Annotated in this window: 13 protein-coding genes and 1 riboswitch; of the genes, 9 read left to right on the top strand and 4 right to left on the bottom strand. The window is 41.9% G+C overall.

What is annotated here, in order from left to right; translation table 11 throughout:
- Window positions 1-502: 502 nt before the first annotated feature.
- From CUU66_RS15980 to CUU66_RS15960, 4 genes are all read left to right on the top strand, one after another.
- Window positions 503-2,080 carry a peptide chain release factor 3 gene (locus CUU66_RS15980; RefSeq protein WP_101643930.1) on the top strand — a complete coding sequence of 526 codons (1,578 nt, stop codon included), beginning with the start codon at window positions 503-505 and terminating at the stop codon, window positions 2,078-2,080.
- A gap of 472 nt (window positions 2,081-2,552) precedes the next feature.
- Window positions 2,553-3,974 (top strand): Na+/H+ antiporter NhaC, encoded by a 1,422-nt coding sequence (nhaC, locus tag CUU66_RS15975; RefSeq protein ID WP_101643928.1) that lies wholly within the window; start codon window positions 2,553-2,555, stop codon window positions 3,972-3,974.
- 447 nt (window positions 3,975-4,421) lie between these two features.
- Window positions 4,422-4,519, top strand: a riboswitch (yybP-ykoY riboswitch).
- A 104-nt stretch (window positions 4,520-4,623) separates the two neighbouring features.
- Window positions 4,624-5,397 (top strand): TerC family protein, encoded by a 774-nt coding sequence (locus tag CUU66_RS15965; protein ID WP_101643923.1) that lies wholly within the window; start codon window positions 4,624-4,626, stop codon window positions 5,395-5,397.
- A 243-nt stretch (window positions 5,398-5,640) separates the two neighbouring features.
- Window positions 5,641-6,294, top strand: coding sequence for a serine/threonine protein kinase (locus tag CUU66_RS15960; RefSeq protein WP_101643922.1), 654 nt, complete (start codon window positions 5,641-5,643; stop codon window positions 6,292-6,294).
- 488 nt (window positions 6,295-6,782) lie between these two features.
- On the opposite strand, the gene CUU66_RS15955 is transcribed toward CUU66_RS15960, so the two are convergent.
- Window positions 6,783-8,183, bottom strand: a complete 1,401-nt coding sequence (locus CUU66_RS15955; protein ID WP_101643920.1) for an amino acid permease — start codon at window positions 8,181-8,183, stop codon at window positions 6,783-6,785.
- Window positions 8,184-8,996: 813 nt separating this feature from the next.
- On the opposite strand from CUU66_RS15955, the gene CUU66_RS15945 reads away from it, so the two are divergent.
- From CUU66_RS15945 to CUU66_RS15935, 3 genes are all read left to right on the top strand, one after another.
- On the top strand, window positions 8,997-10,118 hold the full coding sequence (locus CUU66_RS15945; protein ID WP_101643916.1) for a DUF5667 domain-containing protein: 1,122 nt from the start codon (window positions 8,997-8,999) through the stop codon (window positions 10,116-10,118).
- Window positions 10,119-10,235: 117 nt separating this feature from the next.
- Window positions 10,236-10,988, top strand: coding sequence for an RNA polymerase sigma factor SigI (gene sigI / locus CUU66_RS15940; protein WP_257968019.1), 753 nt, complete (start codon window positions 10,236-10,238; stop codon window positions 10,986-10,988).
- The gene (locus CUU66_RS15935; RefSeq protein ID WP_101643912.1) at window positions 10,985-12,178 is read left to right on the top strand and encodes an anti-sigma-I factor RsgI family protein; all 1,194 of its coding nucleotides are present in this window, start codon (window positions 10,985-10,987) and stop codon (window positions 12,176-12,178) included. The genes sigI and CUU66_RS15935 overlap by 4 nt, the downstream gene beginning before the upstream one ends.
- Window positions 12,179-12,295: 117 nt before the next feature.
- Here CUU66_RS15935 and CUU66_RS15930 read toward each other — a convergent pair whose 3' ends face one another.
- From CUU66_RS15930 to glcD, 3 genes are all read right to left on the bottom strand, one after another.
- Window positions 12,296-12,487, bottom strand: coding sequence for an alpha/beta-type small acid-soluble spore protein (locus CUU66_RS15930; protein WP_101643910.1), 192 nt, complete (start codon window positions 12,485-12,487; stop codon window positions 12,296-12,298).
- Window positions 12,488-12,763: 276 nt separating this feature from the next.
- Window positions 12,764-14,086 carry a (Fe-S)-binding protein gene (locus CUU66_RS15925; protein WP_374703006.1) on the bottom strand — a complete coding sequence of 441 codons (1,323 nt, stop codon included), beginning with the start codon at window positions 14,084-14,086 and terminating at the stop codon, window positions 12,764-12,766.
- Window positions 14,087-14,091: 5 nt separating this feature from the next.
- Entirely contained in the window at window positions 14,092-15,504 is a 1,413-nt protein-coding gene (gene glcD / locus CUU66_RS15920; protein ID WP_101643906.1) for a glycolate oxidase subunit GlcD, read from the bottom strand.
- A 176-nt stretch (window positions 15,505-15,680) separates the two neighbouring features.
- Between glcD and CUU66_RS24280 the strand changes: the two genes are divergently transcribed.
- Complete coding sequence (locus CUU66_RS24280) at window positions 15,681-15,842, top strand: hypothetical protein (protein WP_180955310.1); 162 nt, start codon at window positions 15,681-15,683, stop codon at window positions 15,840-15,842.
- Window positions 15,842-16,003: a hypothetical protein gene (locus tag CUU66_RS24275; protein ID WP_180955309.1), complete on the top strand. Its 162-nt coding sequence runs from the start codon at window positions 15,842-15,844 to the stop codon at window positions 16,001-16,003. The genes CUU66_RS24280 and CUU66_RS24275 overlap by 1 nt, the downstream gene beginning before the upstream one ends.
- The last annotated feature ends 934 nt before the right edge of the window (window positions 16,004-16,937 follow it).

Genomic DNA, 16,937 nt, shown 5'->3' with positions numbered 1-16,937 from the left:
CCATCCAAAAGCTGAATGATGATCTTTTTTAATTAGAGGCAAAACACTAAAAGAAAAGCAGACGCCTGAACGGCATAAGACGAGCGGCATTAAAAGGCCGATTTTGCCTTTTAATGGCGATTGGCTTATGACCGAAGGTGTCAGTCCGGAGCTGGACAATACCCGCTGCTCCCGCAGGAGTCTCGCACCTTACGCTCCAATCGACCTGACTGAACAATAGGGTGCCGTAAAAAACTTAAAAAAACAACAATCTTTTAGATAAGAGCCAAATTAAAAGAATTGAAAACCTTCCATTTAAAATGTAACGTACTTCTCGTTCCTGAGGAACCTGTGTAAAGATAGACTTATTTCTTGCATAAGCTGAGCAGTAGACTTTAGTTTACTGCTTTTTTATTGCTGAGAAAATTCCGTCTCCAATTTATGCCCATAGAAAAAGGAAGTGGAATATGGTATAGTTATATGATGAGGATTTCGAAGTATATATATAGGAAGGAAAGAAATAATGAAAACTTCTGTTAAGGATGAAGTACAATCCAGAAGAACGTTTGCAATTATTTCCCACCCAGATGCCGGTAAAACGACGCTCACTGAAAAGCTTCTGCTTTTTGGAGGAGCCATTCGGGATGCGGGTACCGTCAAGGCGCGTAAAACGGGAAAATATGCTACAAGTGACTGGATGGAAATAGAAAAGCAGCGTGGGATCTCCGTAACCTCCAGTGTTATGCAGTTTGATTACGAAGGATTCCGCGTAAATATATTAGATACTCCTGGTCACCAGGATTTCAGTGAAGACACCTATCGTACACTAACAGCTGTGGATAGTGCAGTGATGATTGTCGATTCTGCTAAAGGTATCGAGGATCAGACCATTAAACTGTTTAAAGTCTGCCGCATGCGCGGTATTCCTATTTTTACGTTTATTAATAAAATGGATAGACAGGGTAAGCCACCTTTGGATCTGCTTGCCGAGCTTGAGGAAGTTCTTGGCATTGAATCATATCCTATGAACTGGCCGATTGGTATGGGTAAAGATTTCATGGGGATCTATGATCGGTACTTCAACCGGGTTGAGCTCTTCAAGGATGAATCTGATAATCCGTACATTCCATTAAATGAGGATGGAGAGCTTGAAGCAGGCCATGAGCTGGCGGATTCTCAATTATATGAGCAGACACTAGAGGAAATCATGCTTCTTTCCGAGGCAGGAAATGAATTTTCTGAGGAACGGATCGCAAATGGAACACTGACTCCAGTTTTCTTTGGCAGTGCTCTAACTGCTTTTGGTGTACAGACATTCCTTGATACGTACCTAAAATTTGCACCGGAGCCTCAGCCTAGGAATTCAACGTCTGGAGAAATCAATCCTGTTAGTGAAGATTTCTCAGGCTTCATCTTTAAAATCCAGGCGAACATGAATCCTAAGCACCGTGACAGAATTGCGTTTCTTCGTATATGTTCCGGCCAGTTTGAGCGGGGAATGACTGTATTCCAGAGCCGGACAGGAAAGCAGATTAATCTGTCACAGTCCACTCAGTTCCTTGCAGATGACCGGAATACGGTAAACGAAGCTGTCAGCGGAGACATCATCGGCCTTTACGACACAGGCAACTATCAAATTGGAGATACCATAACTACAAGTAAAGATATGTTCCAATTTGAAAGACTGCCTCAATTTACTCCTGAAATGTTTGTAAGGGTAACTGCGAAGAACGTGATGAAGCAGAAGCACTTCCACAAAGGTATTCAGCAGCTGGTTCAGGAAGGTGCCATCCAGCTGTTTAAAACCGTCCGTATGGAAGAATATCTGCTTGGCGCCGTAGGCCAGCTTCAATTTGAAGTATTTGAACACCGCATGAAGAATGAATATAATGTGGATGTACTGATGGAGCGTGTTGGGACAAAAGTGGTCCGCTGGGTTGAAGACGATAAAGTTGACGAAAACCTGTCTAATTCCAGAAGCCTGCTCGTAAAAGACCGCTTTGACAAATATGTTTTCTTATTTGAAAATGAATTTGCACTAAGATGGTTTACAGATAAGAACCCGGATATTATATTGTATAATCCTATGGATATGAAGTGATAATTGAAAAGGAGCAGAGACCTGGCCGGTCTCTGCTCTTTTTTGGCTTTACTTATAAGGGTGCTTTAATTAAGCACGGAATCGGGCTTCTTCGAAATAGTAATATCAAATACTGCCAAGCCATTGACTGCGAATGTCAGCGAAAATAAAAATTCATTGACAAAATTCGCAAACTGTATTAATTTATATTTATGCTTTAACGCTTAAAAGCGTTTAAGTGTGTTGGTATAATTCCGTTAGCAGCAAGCTAGTAGTGAAATTGCGGGCAGCAGGCAGAGACCGAATGGATGCTGAAAATTCGGGCAGCAATTTCAATGAAGTACATCTGCAGGGAAAACGGAGACTTTAAAGTGGGTAAACAGTTGTTTATCAAATAGGGTGGTACCGCGGAGCTTCTTCGTCCCTATATGCAGACGATGGGCTTTTTTATTTCGCCTAAAAATTTATGACTGCACGAGAAAGGGAGATTACCATGCTGGCAGAACAGTCTATATTAAAGCTTTCATTCAAGGAAGCGTGTCTCATTTTAATCATTATTTTAGCTGTTATCAGTTTTGGGATAATTGGTTTAAAAATGACTCCTCATTTGCCGATTATTGCAGCTGTAATAGTTTTACTCTTATACGGAAAGCTCAAAGGCATCCGATTTAGTGAATTGGAAAAAGCGATGGCTCAAGGGGCTTTCTCTGCTATCGGCGCCATTTATATTTTCATATTTATCGGTATTCTCATCAGCAGCTGGATGCTGAGTGGAACGATACCCACTATTATGTACTTTGGTTTTAAGTTCTTAAACGGCTCTGCATTTTATGCCATTGCGTTCTTGATTGCCTCCTTGGTGGGGCTTTGCATTGGGAGCTCCTTCACGACCTCGGCAACTATAGGTGTAGCATTCATCGGGATGGCAGGTGCAATGGATCTTTCCATTGCCATCACAGCAGGTGCTATCGTATCAGGGGCCTATCTCGGGGATAAAATGTCGCCTCTTTCTGATACGTGTAACCTTGCATCAGAAACTGTTGGGGTAAATTTGTTTGAACACGTACGGAATATGCTTTGGACTACAGTCCCGGGATTCATCATTTCATTCGGAGTTTACTATTGGCTGTCCCCGAAGATGAATGCTGGCGGGGTAAATGAAATAGAAACCTTTCTAAGCTCCCTGCAAAAGGAGACGAACATCAGCTTTTTCAGCTTGATTCCTTTTTTTGTTGTAGCTTTAATGGCTCTCAAAAAAGAGCCAGCTGTGCCAACTCTTTCAGCGGGTATAGTTTCAAGCTTAATCATCGCTTTCAGTGTTGACTCTTCTGTAACTCTAGGATCAGCAGGACAGGTTTTATATTCGGGCTTCAAGCTGGAAAGTGGAATAAAGGAGCTTGATTCCATCCTGTCACGCGGCGGCATTGAGAGTATGATGTTTTCCATCTCATTGGTCCTCTTGGCGCTTGGAATGGGCGGTTTATTATTTAAGTTAGGGATTATACCTTCCTTATTGGAAAAAGCAGCCGAAAAGCTTATTGGCGCTGGCCGGCTCATAATGGCAACAGTCTTTACAAGCATTGGTGTTAATGTTCTGATTGGGGAGCAATACTTATCCATCCTGCTGCCCGGGAAAACGTTCCAGTCCAGCTATGAGAAGACAGGCTTGACTAAAAAAACATTGGCTCGGGCATTGGAAGACGGCGGCACGGTTGTAAACCCGCTTATTCCATGGGGGGTGTCCGGAGTGTTTTTAACACAGGTGCTGGGTGTGTCCACCATGGACTATGCTCCGTTTGCCTTCTTCTGCCTGCTGTGTCCGCTGCTTTCCATCTTGAGCGGGTTCTCTGGAATAGGAATTTCGTTTAGAAAGCCAGAGCCAGCCATACCAGGTAAGGTGCTGATGAGTAAATAAATAGCGGACAGCGTGCTGCGCGGAGTGCTAGGGTGTTTTTAAGCCTTAGTGCAAAAGGAATGAATAAAACATATCACATAACGGAAGCTGAGCCATATACTGTAACTAGTTTCATTCCATATGACAGCTGCCTGCTTGAATCGGAATCTTAATTATCGGCGGACAATGGCAGCGGTCAAAGCTTTTTTTCCAAAAAACCTCTGTAAAAATTCCAGAGAGTGGAAGGGTTCCAAATCACTTCAACTGGAATGGCCGATTTGGTTACAGCCAGGCACTTGCTGGATTAAAGGATCAGGAGGAAAAACTGATCCTGCTCTGCAGGCTGGAACCGATGTATGGGGGGGTATTCAAAACCTAGGTAAAACAGCAAATATTAAATTTCGGTTCGGTTAAATGTTTGCGAAAATTCTGTTTTATGATATAATGAAAGCAACTAAAAGAATATGTTAACTTCTCAAAGGGGAGTAGCGTTAGGGTAACACCTAAAACAAAGTCGTCATTTCGTGGATTTTTTCCACCGGCTTTGTTGACATGAATGTATGTTTAGCAAGACCTTTGCCACTGGCAGAGGTCTTTTTATATGTTTCCATATTTTGGACCGAAGCTAGTGTCAAGGCAGAGGCAAAATAATACTATTGGAGGTAGGAATATGGAAGCATCTGTATTACTGGAGTATGGCTGGGTATTATTAGTACTAATTGGTTTGGAAGGAATTCTGGCGGCAGATAATGCAGTGGTAATGGCTGTCATGGTAAAACATCTTCCTAAGGAACAGCAGAAAAAGGCGTTGTTTTATGGCCTGTTGGGAGCATTTGTTTTCAGATTTGCAAGTTTATTCTTGATTTCGGTTCTAGCAGACGTATGGCAGGTGCAGGCAATAGGAGCTCTTTATCTATTATTTATAGCGTTTAGTCATTTGTATAAGAAATTTGCGGGCGTAGAACAGGTAGCCCATAAACCAAAAGAAAAGAAAACATCGTTTTGGATGACTGTCTTAAAAGTGGAATTAGCCGATATAGCATTTGCTATAGATTCTATGCTTGCAGCGGTCGCACTTGCGGTGACCCTGCCAAAAACGGGATGGTTCTCAATCGGCGGAGTGGACGGCGGGCAGTTCACCGTTATGTTTTTAGGAGGTGTGATCGGTCTAGTCATTATGAGATTTGCAGCTAATTATTTTGTAAAGCTGCTGCAAACAAGGCCATCACTGGAGACGGCTGCCTTTATCATTGTTGGATGGGTTGGGGTGAAGCTTGCTGTATTTACACTGGCGCATCCGAAAATTGGCATTCTTGATCACCATTTTCCTGAATCAGCTCCATGGAAGTTTACATTCTGGGGAGTGTTGATTGGAATTATAGTCGTAGGTTTCTTGTTTTCCAAAAAAGAGGGTGACCAGGCAAAAGAGGCAGAAAATCATTAGCAGTGAAGGAGAAGGCTCTGAAATGGGGCCTTCTTTTTGTATACACAAATTCTTGAAATGTAAAATATTCTGATAGGGCAGAGCAGATGCCTCAGTGACGACTTAGAAGACGAATTCCTGCCGGTTTTTTTCCTAATACTGCTGTTGATAAATATGGTATGATAACTTGAATTGAAGGTGTTTAACCACAGTTTTTTTACAGCTGCCCTTATGAGTGGGTATCTGTTTCAAGAAGGGGAATTTATGCAAATAGAAGAATTTAAAGAATTGGTCGAAGGAAGTCTGCTTCCCAATATAGACCTTATAGCGGACAGCCCGTTTGATCCCATCATCGTCCGTAATGACAGTACTTCCTGGAAACTTCTCGGAAACGGTAATTATGCCGCAGTATTTGTACATCATTCTAAGCCGGAATGGGTTGTCAAAGTGTATGGAAGAAATCATGAAGAATTGAAGAAGGAAATACAGGTTTACCAAAAGCTTGGCCACCATCCTTCTTATTCATTTTTATATGGATATGGAAAAAACTATCTGATCCTTAAAAGGATAGAAGGAATTACTTTATTTAATGCTCTTATACAAGGAGTCCCAATCCCTGTTACAGTGATCAAGGATATTGACAGGGCTCTTAGGGATGCCAAAGCAAAAGGGCTTAACCCATACGATGTCCATGGGAAAAATGTAGCGATGAGCGGCGGAAGAGGATATATTGTTGATATTTCTGATTTCTATAAAACTGGATATTGCAGCAAGTGGGATGATCTAAAAAAGGCATATTATCGCATTTATAAACCATTAATCTTAAAATTGCACCCCCCTTTTCCGTTTGTTATCGTTGATTCAATCCGGAAAGGCTATAGATTCTACAAAAAAGTGAAACGTAAAAGGTATTGTTAGAGTACAGATTTCATTATAAAAAAAGGCTGTTTTCCCAAACTTTGTTGTTATTGGGTAAGGAAGTGATTTCCACTTCAGGATGCTCGCGGACCTTAGGGGCGGGCGCTGAGCCTCCTCGGCTTCGCCTGTGGGGTCTCACCTGTCCCGCTGCTCCCGCACAGAAAAGCGGAAAGCGGTGCCTGCCCAACATATAAATATTAAAAAATCAGTGTTAATCCCAATAGATATAAAGTTGCAAACAAAGAGGCAGGCAGAGACCCGACAAGCATAAGACGAGCCGGCTGTGGGGGGTGCTTTTCTCCCCATAGACGGATTGGCTTATGACTCGAGGGTCTCAGCTTGCAGCTGGATCAAGGAGTCTCGCACCTTACGTTCCAATCAACCTGTTTAACAATAGGGTTTGTTCACAGAACTTATTAAAAAACAACAATCTTATAGAAAAGAGCATAAAAAAACAAGCTGCCTGCAGATATACAGGCAGCTTGTTTTTATTGGTCCGTTCTGACTTCGGTCAATCTTGATGAGGATTCTTTCCTTTGGTGAAGGCCTTTTCCATAGAAGAAGCATACCAGGAGTATAATCCAGATCGGCCCTACGATCAAAGCAACACGTGTATCTGGGAAGTAAGCCATCAATCCGATTACGACAATCAGAAAAGCAAGCGAAATATATGTACTGAAAGGATATAATGGCATTCTATATTCAATCTTGCTAAGTTCCTCTGGACTTAGTGTTTTTCGGAATTTCATCTGCGAAATGAGAATGGTTCCCCAGGTCCATATAGCACCAAATGTAGCGATGCTGGTGACCCATGTAAATACCTGTTCAGGCACCAAATAGTTTAAGCAGACACCGATCAGCAGCGCTCCCGCGGAAACAAGAACGGCTGTCTTGGGAACACCGTTTTTATTGACGCCCCCATAGCTTTTAGGGGCTTCGCCTTGCTGGGCAAGATTAAACAGCATGCGCCCCGTACTGAATATTCCGCTATTGCACGATGAAAGAGCAGCTGTCAGTACAACAAAGTTGATAATGCCCGCAGCTCCGGGTATCCCGATTTTTTCAAATGTCAGCACAAATGGGCTGCCTTGTTCACCGATTTTATCCCATGGGTAAATCGACATGATCACTGTTAACGATCCAACGTAGAATATCAATATTCTCCAGAATACAGAATCAATGGCACGTGAAAGTGATTTTTTAGGATTCTTTACTTCACCGGCTGTTACACCAATCATTTCTACACCCAAATAGGCGAACATGACCATCTGCAGGGACATCAGCACCCCAGAAACTCCGTTTGGAAAGAATCCGCCATGTGCAGTAAGATTGCTCAATCCTGTCGCCACACCGCCGTTTCCTAATCCGAAGATAATCATGCCGGCCCCGACAATAATCATTAGTACGATGGTTACGATTTTAATGAGTGCAAACCAAAATTCCAATTCTCCATAAGCCTTTACAGCCAGGAAATTTACTGCAGTCATGATTACTAATGCTGCCAATGCCCAGATCCACCGTGGAGTGCCTGGGAACCAGAATTCCATATATATTCCTACTGCTGTAATTTCGGCCATACATGTGACAACCCATAAAAACCAATAATTCCAGCCTGTAATATACCCTGCAAGCGGGCCTATATAATTATTCGCATACCGGCTGAAAGAACCAGCAACCGGATTTTTGATAGCCATTTCTCCAAGCGCTCTCATTATGAAGAAAATGATCAAACCGCCTATAGCATAGGCAAATAAGATCCCGGGACCCGCAAGCTCAATTGCAGAAGCCGAACCCAGGAATAATCCCACCCCTATGGCTGCGCCCAGTGACATTAAGGCAATATGCCTTTCCTCCAGACCCCTCTGTAATCCATTGTTGTTATTGCTCATAACTTTCTCCTCTCGCTGTTTCTTCTTTTTTTCATAAGAAATTATTTTGAAATAAATAAAGTAAACGCTTACAACGAAATATTATCAAACAAATAACTTTCCTGTCTATTAATATTTTATAGTTGAATAATATATATTGATAGTTTTTTTGTAAAGTAATTACTTGTAATGAGATGGACAATCAAGAAAGAAGGTGCAAAAATGGAATTTTTATTTCAGCACCCCCAAAAAGTAATCATTCTGTTCGAATACTATTTTAAAGAAAGATACCAGGAGGTGCGATAAATTGCACATGATTGATATAGATCAGCTGCTGGAAGCAACAAATGCAGATCTTGAGACAAAAGACTTGAATGTATATACGATAGATATAGATACTTTGCTGGAAAAAACTTTAGACTGGTAAGTAGGTTTCTCTTCAAGGATGGAGAGGAACCTATTTTTTTGTACAAATCTAAAAACATCCTAAATAAAAAAGGCTCTTTTCTAAAAGATTGTTGTTTTTTAATGGTTCGGTGAACCAATCCTATTGTTAAACAGGTTGATTGGAACGTAAGGTGCGAGACTCCTGCGGGAGCAGCGGGACAGGTGAGACCCTACAGGCGAAGCCGAGGCTCACCGACCGCCCCGCGGAAAGCAAGCATCCTCACGTTCCAATCAACTCCCCTGGTTCAATAACAAGAAAGTTTACGAAAACAGCCAGAAAAAAAGAGCAGGAATTTTTTTTGCAGTAACCCCCTTAAATAAACAAAAAGCTCCGAATTGATTTTGTGAACGTTCAAAATACATAGAAAAATTATGGGGTGTTTGAGATTGCAGAAAAAATCAGCTAAAAATGTAAGGAATACACAAAAGCTGGCCAAAGCAGCATTAGCGCTTGTCCTAACTAGTTCAATAGGGTTATCAGGAACTCTTGTTCATGCGGATGAGAAGAATGGGCAATCGAGAGAATTCGAAACGGTAGATTTGCAGAAAATCAATGCAAATCATGTGGCTGAAACTGAAAATGTTCAACAAAAGGACGAAGAGACTGGTTTACTTCCAGGAGATTTTTTCTACTTCACAAAAATAGCATTAGAGAAAATCAAGCTGGCATTAACCGTAAATAATGAAAAAGAAGCAGAACTTTTATCACGATATGCGGCTAAAAGACTGGCAGAGGCAGAAGCATTATTTGCAGAAGGAGAGCAGGCAAAAGCAATTAAAACGATAAAAAAAGCTATTGAGGATATGGAAAACTCGGACGAACTTATAGATAAAGAAAAGGATGCAGTTCAAGTTAAACCCGAAGAAAAGACTGAGAATAAAGCAGGCACTGCGGATGCGGAAAAAATGGAAACAAAAGTTGATCAAACAACGGGCTCTTACAAAGAATCCGAAACGCTTCCCCAAAATATTATTGCGTTAAAAGCAGCCTTGGACAAAGTTGAAAATCCAACTGCTAAGGCAGCACTTCAGAAAAATATCGATAAAACATATGACCGCTTGGCGGAAAAATTAAAGAAGCTGGAAGCAGTGAACAAAAAGACTGAAAAGAAGGAAACAGAAGGCCAGCAGGATGTGGCGGCTGCGAAAACGGCAGGAACAGCGATGGAGCCTGTTACACAGTCAGAGAAAACTACACCAGCTGCACCAGTTCCCCAAGTCCAAACAGTAGATAAAGAAAAGTTGGCTATTAAACCTTCTAAACCTGTAAAACCAACAAAAACAGCTAAGCCTGCTGCACCGGTAAAAGCCAAATCAAACGTTAATACGGCTAAGCAGCAAGTAAAAGTTGAAGCCAAAGCAGTAAAAGCAGAGTTCAAAGCAAAACAAAAAGCTGCCAGACAAGAATACAAACAATTGAAACAAGAATTAAAGCAGAAACAGAAGGCAGTCAAACAAACAGCTCCTAAACACATAAAAGAAAACAAGGGCCAGGGAAAACAAAAGTAATAGACTCTTACTGATTGTTTCGAAAAGATAGTCCTAAAAGGACTATCTTTTCATTCTGCCTATCCTTAGAATGTAATATTGTACTCTATGATATAATGTTCGGTGTAGGATGGGGGTGTGAGACTGATGCTAAGTTTATTATTTACAGCATTTAAGAGAAAGCGTTCTTTAGACGAGACTATTTCTAGAATTCAAGAGGGAGACCAGTCCCTGCGCAATGAGTTAATCGAGAGCTTTAAGCCGTTTATTGCTAAAACAGTTTCGTCTGTATGCAAACGGTACATTAACCAATCTGATGATGAATTTAGCATTGGTCTTATAGCATTCAATGAAGCAATTGAAAAATACAGCCCGGAAAAAGGACGTTCCCTGCTTGCATTTGCAGACACATTGATCAAGAGGAGAATCATAGACTATCTAAGGAGTCAGTCTAAAGAGCGGCACCTGGTTGTTGATCTTTCCAGTAACGATGAAAAAGAGGAACGAGAGCATTATCTGGAGACGGAAAAATCTTTGAACGAATATCATCTTAAGCAAGAGGCTGAAAAAAGAAGAGATGAAATTATTCGATTCCGTGAAGAATTAAATGAGTATGATGTCGATTTTGCTGATTTAGCTTCAGTGAGCCCTAAGCACACAGATGCTAGAAAATCCGCCATCGCCATTGCGGAACAAATCGCTTCTGATCCTGAATTAACAGCTCTACTAAAAGAGAAAAAGCGGCTGCCAATCAAGCAGCTTGAAGATATCGTTTCGGTCAGCAGAAAAACACTTGAACGGAACAGGAAATATATCATTTCAATAACGCTCATTTTGTCAGGAGATTATGTGTTTATGAAAGATTATATCAAAGGGGTGCTGGAGGAATGATGAAGGGCATTATTTTAGATGTCGGCAGTGACTTTATAACATTGTTAACCCCTGATGGCCAATATTTAAAAGCCCAAAAGCAGCAGAAGGAATATTTTATCGGGGAAGAGCTTTCCTTTATTCCTGCTGAAAGCATGGACGGATTGAAAAAGCAAAAAGTAATGCCCGGATTTTTTGGCAGGAATTCAGTACTTCTTACTGCTGCAGCTGCCTTTTTGCTTATTCTGAGCATACTGCCAATGTTTTTTTCAGAAAAAGCCTCAGCTTATATGACCATTGATATCAATCCCAGCCTTGAGCTTGGACTAAACGACAAGCTACAAGTTATAGATATTCAGGGTCTGAATGAAGAGGGCAACAGGATATTAAAAAAGATTACGGATTGGAAAAAGGAAAGTGTGGGGCGGGTAACCAATAAAATTATAAATGAAAGCAAAAAAACAGGGTACCTCGCATTACAAAAGGAAATTGTGGTATCAACCGTGATCATGAAAGATAATAAGCGCGAAATGGACAGCAAGCTGGATAAAGCATTGAATGCCGCGCAAATAAGAGAGCATAACCCCGGCACCCAGATCACCATGGTAAAAGCGTCTCCGGCAGACCGGGAAAAGGCTGTTAAAAAGGGCATTTCAACAGGGAAATATGTAAAAGCTCAAGAAAAGAAATACAAAAAATCAGATTCTAAAAAGACCATTAAATCTCATGATCAAAAAGATAAAAACGTGGAATCTAAAAAGCTTATTAAACCAGCACCTGTAAAAAAACAGAATAAACAGCTGCCTGACAAACCGAAACAAAAAAATTCAAATCTGCCTGGCTGGGATACACAAAGCAAAAAACCGGTATCAAAAAGTACGTTAACTCCTTCGAAGGGTAAGAAACCTATACATCCGGCAAGTTCCCAGCGGCCAGCAAAAGGCAAGGTTGTAAAGGATGCCAAGAAGCAGGGACAAGCCAGCCCTAAAAAAAGTCAGAATGATTCCAGCCGAAATGATTCAGCTGAAAAGAAGAGCAAAAAGAAAATACAGCATTCGAACAGAAAGAGGGAAACACCAACCCTCGCTAGTGCTAAAAAAAAACAAATGCAAAAGGAAGTTAAACGAAATAAACAGGCTGGCGGGAACCCCAGTAATTCTGTGGTGAAAAAACAAAAGGAAAGCAAGACTTCTAAAAATAAAAATCATTAATTTAGAAAAACTCCCTATGCCTGCAGCATCAGGGAGTTTTTTAGATATACAGCTAAAATCGCTCAAGTTTAATAAAAACCTGACATTTATATGGAAGTCCATGTATATTCAGTTTTTTTACAGATCACCGCGAAGCTGGGATTGTGCCTGTGCAACAAGACGTTTTGTGATTTCTCCACCAACAGATCCGTTACCACGTGACACGGTTTCAGCACCTAGCTGTACACCAAATTCTTGTGCGATTTCATATTTATACTGGTCTAAAAATTGTTCAACACCAGGTACTAGCAAAGAGTTTCTACTTGGCATGGTTTTACCTCCATTAAAAAGCATCAGAGAAAAGCTCTCTGTACATATAGTATTGACAAGAGTGGACTAATTATTTAGTTTAGCTTGCCATTCTGCTGGCGAAATTACCTTTTATTTGATTGACAGACATGCACCCCAACATACGGAGTATGATTCTTATTTTGATTCAGATACTAGGTTTATAAAGGAAAATGTTTTAGATGCAGACCATTAAAACAATATTTAGGTGATGAATGAAATCAGTGGAAAAAGACTTAGAACTGGAAGTGATTTAAGTCAATTGTCCCACTGTATCGCCTCTAATAACAGGTCGGCAATATGTACAGCTCTGACCCGTTCAGACATTCCTTCTCTTTCGATGCCAAGCTTCATCTGGAGAAGGCATCCGGGATTGGCCGTGACTACTGTATCTGCGGAAGAAGCTTTAGTATGTTTCATTTTAGTGTCCAATATTTTCATGGACATGGCAGGTTCTACGATGTTATAAATGCCTGCCGATCCGCAGCAGCTTCCCGCATCCTTCATTTCACGATAAGTAATTCCACTTATATGGCTTAGTAGAAGTCTTGGTGCCTGAGCTGTATCCATTACATTTTTCAAATGACATGAATCCTGATATGTCACAATCTGTGGAGTGAGCTGGAATTCAGTTCTTTGATGAAAATTCAATTCCACCAAAATCTCTGAGAGATCTTTTATTTTATCAGAGAACTGTCTTGCACGCTCCGCCCACAGGGGTTCGTTGGATAATAAATGATTATAATCTATTAGGTAGGCCCCGCATCCGCCAGCATTTGTGATGATATAATCCACGGCTAAATCTTCAAAAGCCTGAATATTTCTTTTTGCTAGGTCTATTGATCCTTGTTTTTCGCCGCTATGGCCATGTAAAGCGCCGCAGCAGGACTGATTCTTGGGAATAACAATTTCACATCCAGCTAGCTGCAGTAACTTTAGTGTAGAATTATTCGTTTCAAGAAACAAAGTATCCATCAAGCACCCACTGAAGAAGCCGACGCGTGCGGTCTTTTTCCCAATAGGCTGAAGAGACTCAGGCCGGTTGTTCATGTCCCTTTTGGAAGGGACGGGCGGCAGAATCGTTTCCATAGAGGCGAGATGGCCAGGAAACAGTTTCATAAATCCTACTTTACGAACGATTGTCTGCAGACCGGATTTCTGATAAAAACCCAATAGCCCGGCTGCTGACCGCATTCGGTCCTGATGTGGGAATAAGCCTTGAAAGATCGTTCTGCGAACGGCTTGTTCCGGCAATGAAGTGCGTTTGTTCTGCTGGATAATATCGCGGGCATCTTCCAGAAGATGTCCATAGCTTACACCGGCAGGGCATACAGGTTCACACGCTCTACAGCCCAGGCACAAGCTTAGGGACCGGTCAACATCAGCATCCCATTCAATCATTCCGTCTCTGACCGCCTTCATCAAAGCTATCCGGCCCCGGGGAGACTGTGCCTCATCATAGCCGGAGGCAATATATGTGGGGCAGGAGGGAAGGCAGAAGCCGCATCTCATACAGTTTAGCAGTTCATTTTCGTCCAGCCTTTCCCTAAATCCTGCCTGAATGGCCAGTTTCTCATCGATTGCACTCAATTTGATATCACCACACGTTTTCTGGATTCTTTAGCAAATATTTTTCCAGGGTTCATAATGTTATGAGGATCGAAGGAATGCTTGATTGCTTTCATGGCCTCAATCCCAGCGGAGCCAAGCTTTAACTCCAGATATGGTGCCTTCATTTCACCGACTCCATGCTCTCCGGTTATGGTTCCTCCAAGTGCTACGGCTTTTTCAAAAATCTCAGCAAAGGCTTGTTCAACCCGTTCGATCTCCTCTGAATTTCTTGAATCTGTCGGGCATGTGGGGTGGAGGTTGCCATCCCCAGCGTGGCCAAATGTACATATCTTTACCTTGTATTTATCCGCTATCTCATTAATCGCTTTTACCATGTTCGCAATCTCAGACCGGGGAACGGTTGCATCTTCCAGGATGGTTGTTGGTTTCAGCCGCGCGAGAGCGGACAAGGCCGCTCGGCGGGCTGTCATCAGCGCTTCGGCTTCAGAGTCATTACCAGCTGTTTGTACTGAGACAGCCTCGTTCTGTCTGCATATTTCTGCTATCTTTAGCATATGCTTCTCCACCAGCTCCGGGGAGCCGTCCTGCTCAATTAGTAATACAGCCTTTACATTGGTAGGAAGACCGACTCTCGCAAATTCCTCAACTGCTTCCAATGTGGGCTGATCCAGAAATTCAAGGGTGGCAGGAATAATTTTATGTGCAATAATGTTTGATACCGTTTGTGCAGCAGCTTCAAGATTTTGATAAAGAGCAAGCATGGTTTTCTTTGTTTCAGGCATTGGTATTAATTTCAAAGTAGCTTCGGTAATGATTCCAAGGGTGCCTTCAGATCCGACAAAAAGCCTGGTCAGATCATAGCCCGCAACATCCTTAGCCAATTTCCCGCCAGTACGGATGATATCTCCATTTGGAAGAACGATTTCGAGTGCCATTACATAATCCCGGGTGACACCGTATTTCAGTCCTCTTAAACCACCGGAATTTTCATTGATATTTCCGCCGATGGTTGAAATCTTCATGGAACTGGGATCAGGGGGATAAAAGAGGCTTTTTTGTTCTACCGCACGAATTAAGTCCTGAGTTATTACACCCGGCTGTACAGTTGCCGTAAGATTTTCCTCGTCAATTTCCAGGACTTGATTCATATGCTTAAACAATAGGACAATTCCGCCTTGCGTCGGACATGTTCCTGCACATAGATTGGTTCCTGAACCTCTTGGCACAACAGGGATTTTATATTCATAGCAGATTTTTAGAATGCCTGCTATTTCGGCGGTATTCCTCGGACTCACTACGGCATCAGGCAGGGCTTGGAATTGAGGAGTGGCGTCATAGGAATAGACAAGGCAGCCCGCTTTTGAATCATCAAAATTCTCATGCCCTACAACAGAAGTAATTCTTTTTTTGATTTCAGTTGACAGCATAAACATCCTCCGTTAAAGCATTCATTTACTCAATTATACAAAATATTCTTGAGTTTGAAGTGATTTTATACAAAAAAACATATAATTAATGAAATTATATTTCAACCTTACGTCCAGATTTTAGCAAGAATAGCAAAGAGGCATTTCGAGTCATCATAAGATAAGGAGGGATTTGAATGCCAAAACGAAAAGCGGAATACGATGCAGCAGTTAAAACGAGCAAAACCCCAAAGAAAAACCTTGAGGAAACAGAGTTTTCAACCGAATACGCCCATGGAGAGAATCCTATGAAGGGCGCAAACCGAAATTCAAAACAGGGCAGAAAGGGCAGAGCATAGTGGAAAAGCATATCCGTTACCAAAAAAAAACCGACTTATCAGGTATAAGGGAAGAGTTCGGAACGGAACTGACAGGTGACATGAATGCTTCAAAATTATATGAAACACTCCAAGTCGCCCATGATAAGGGTGAAGATAAACGGGAAAACCGGAATGATTAAAGGAATTTGAAACGCATTTTCTAGGATTGCAGCGTAATTTAGCGATATACAGAAAGGCTTTTTGGGCTTGTCCCGGCAGCCTTTTCTGTATAACATTGGTTTAACTTTAGGCTCTTCTCTAAAAGATTGTTGTTTTTTTATAAGTACTGGTGGACCTGCCCAATGTTAAACAGGTTGATTGGAACGTAAGGTGCGAGACTCCATGATCCAGCTACAAGCTGAGACCCTCGAGTCATAAGCCAATCCGTCTATGGGGAGAAAAGCACTCCCCACAGCCGGCTCGTCTTATGCTTGGCTAAAGCACGAAGCACAGGATGTGCGAGCCAGGCGTGGCCACAGGACGTGGCGTTCGAGCGTGGTAAGCTGCGACTAAGCTTCTGTCTTCGCTTTCGCTCGCCAGTCAGCAAGTCTTCTTTATCGGGTCTCGGCCTGCCACTTTGTTTACAAATTTATATCTATTGGGATTAACACTGAGCTTTTAATATTTATATGTTGGGCAGGCACCGCTTTCCGCTTTTCTGTGCGGGAGCAGCAGGACAGGTGAGACCCCACAGGCGAAGCCGAGGAGGCTCAGCGCCCGCCCCGCGGAAAGCGAGCATCCTCACGTTCCAATCAGCCCCCTTGTTCAATAACAACCAAGTTTACTACAACAGCCTAACTTTAAGTATTATGAATCGAGAGCCAGCACAGTGTAAAAAGATTTTACAGCAGAGTAATCCATCCTTATTAAAAGATGGGTACATTTCAAGCAAGGGAGAGCAGCCATTCCGGAAGCCGGCAGTTTGATTGTAATAGTACTGACAGGAGGTAAAAGAAGATGAACCTTTTTATGAATATCCTGTTCCTGATGCAAGTGTCAGCATGTTTTATTATGGTACTCATTTATTCTTTTTTGCCGTCAGATTCCAAGAAGGGTTGACCTAGGTCTAATTTT

The sequence above is a fragment of the Peribacillus deserti genome, from assembly GCF_002863585.1.
GTDB lineage: Bacteria > Bacillota > Bacilli > Bacillales > DSM-1321 > Paraperibacillus > Paraperibacillus deserti_A.
The sequence above is the reverse complement of the archived record's forward strand: the minus strand, read 5'-3'. Positions and strand labels throughout refer to the sequence as shown.

What these genes read in the sequence shown, in the direction of transcription:
- CUU66_RS15980 (WP_101643930.1), top strand. Translation starts at nt 503, where the DNA reads ATGAAAACTTCTGTTAAGGATGAAGTACAATCCAGAAGAACGTTTGCA.
- nhaC (WP_101643928.1), top strand. Translation starts at nt 2,553, where the DNA reads ATGCTGGCAGAACAGTCTATATTAAAGCTTTCATTCAAGGAAGCGTGT.
- CUU66_RS15965 (WP_101643923.1), top strand. Translation starts at nt 4,624, where the DNA reads ATGGAAGCATCTGTATTACTGGAGTATGGCTGGGTATTATTAGTACTA.
- CUU66_RS15960 (WP_101643922.1), top strand. Translation starts at nt 5,641, where the DNA reads ATGCAAATAGAAGAATTTAAAGAATTGGTCGAAGGAAGTCTGCTTCCC.
- CUU66_RS15955 (WP_101643920.1), bottom strand. Translation starts at nt 8,183, where the DNA reads ATGAGCAATAACAACAATGGATTACAGAGGGGTCTGGAGGAAAGGCAT.
- CUU66_RS15935 (WP_101643912.1), top strand. Translation starts at nt 10,985, where the DNA reads ATGATGAAGGGCATTATTTTAGATGTCGGCAGTGACTTTATAACATTG.
- CUU66_RS15930 (WP_101643910.1), bottom strand. Translation starts at nt 12,487, where the DNA reads ATGCCAAGTAGAAACTCTTTGCTAGTACCTGGTGTTGAACAATTTTTA.
- glcD (WP_101643906.1), bottom strand. Translation starts at nt 15,504, where the DNA reads ATGCTGTCAACTGAAATCAAAAAAAGAATTACTTCTGTTGTAGGGCAT.
- CUU66_RS24280 (WP_180955310.1), top strand. Translation starts at nt 15,681, where the DNA reads ATGCCAAAACGAAAAGCGGAATACGATGCAGCAGTTAAAACGAGCAAA.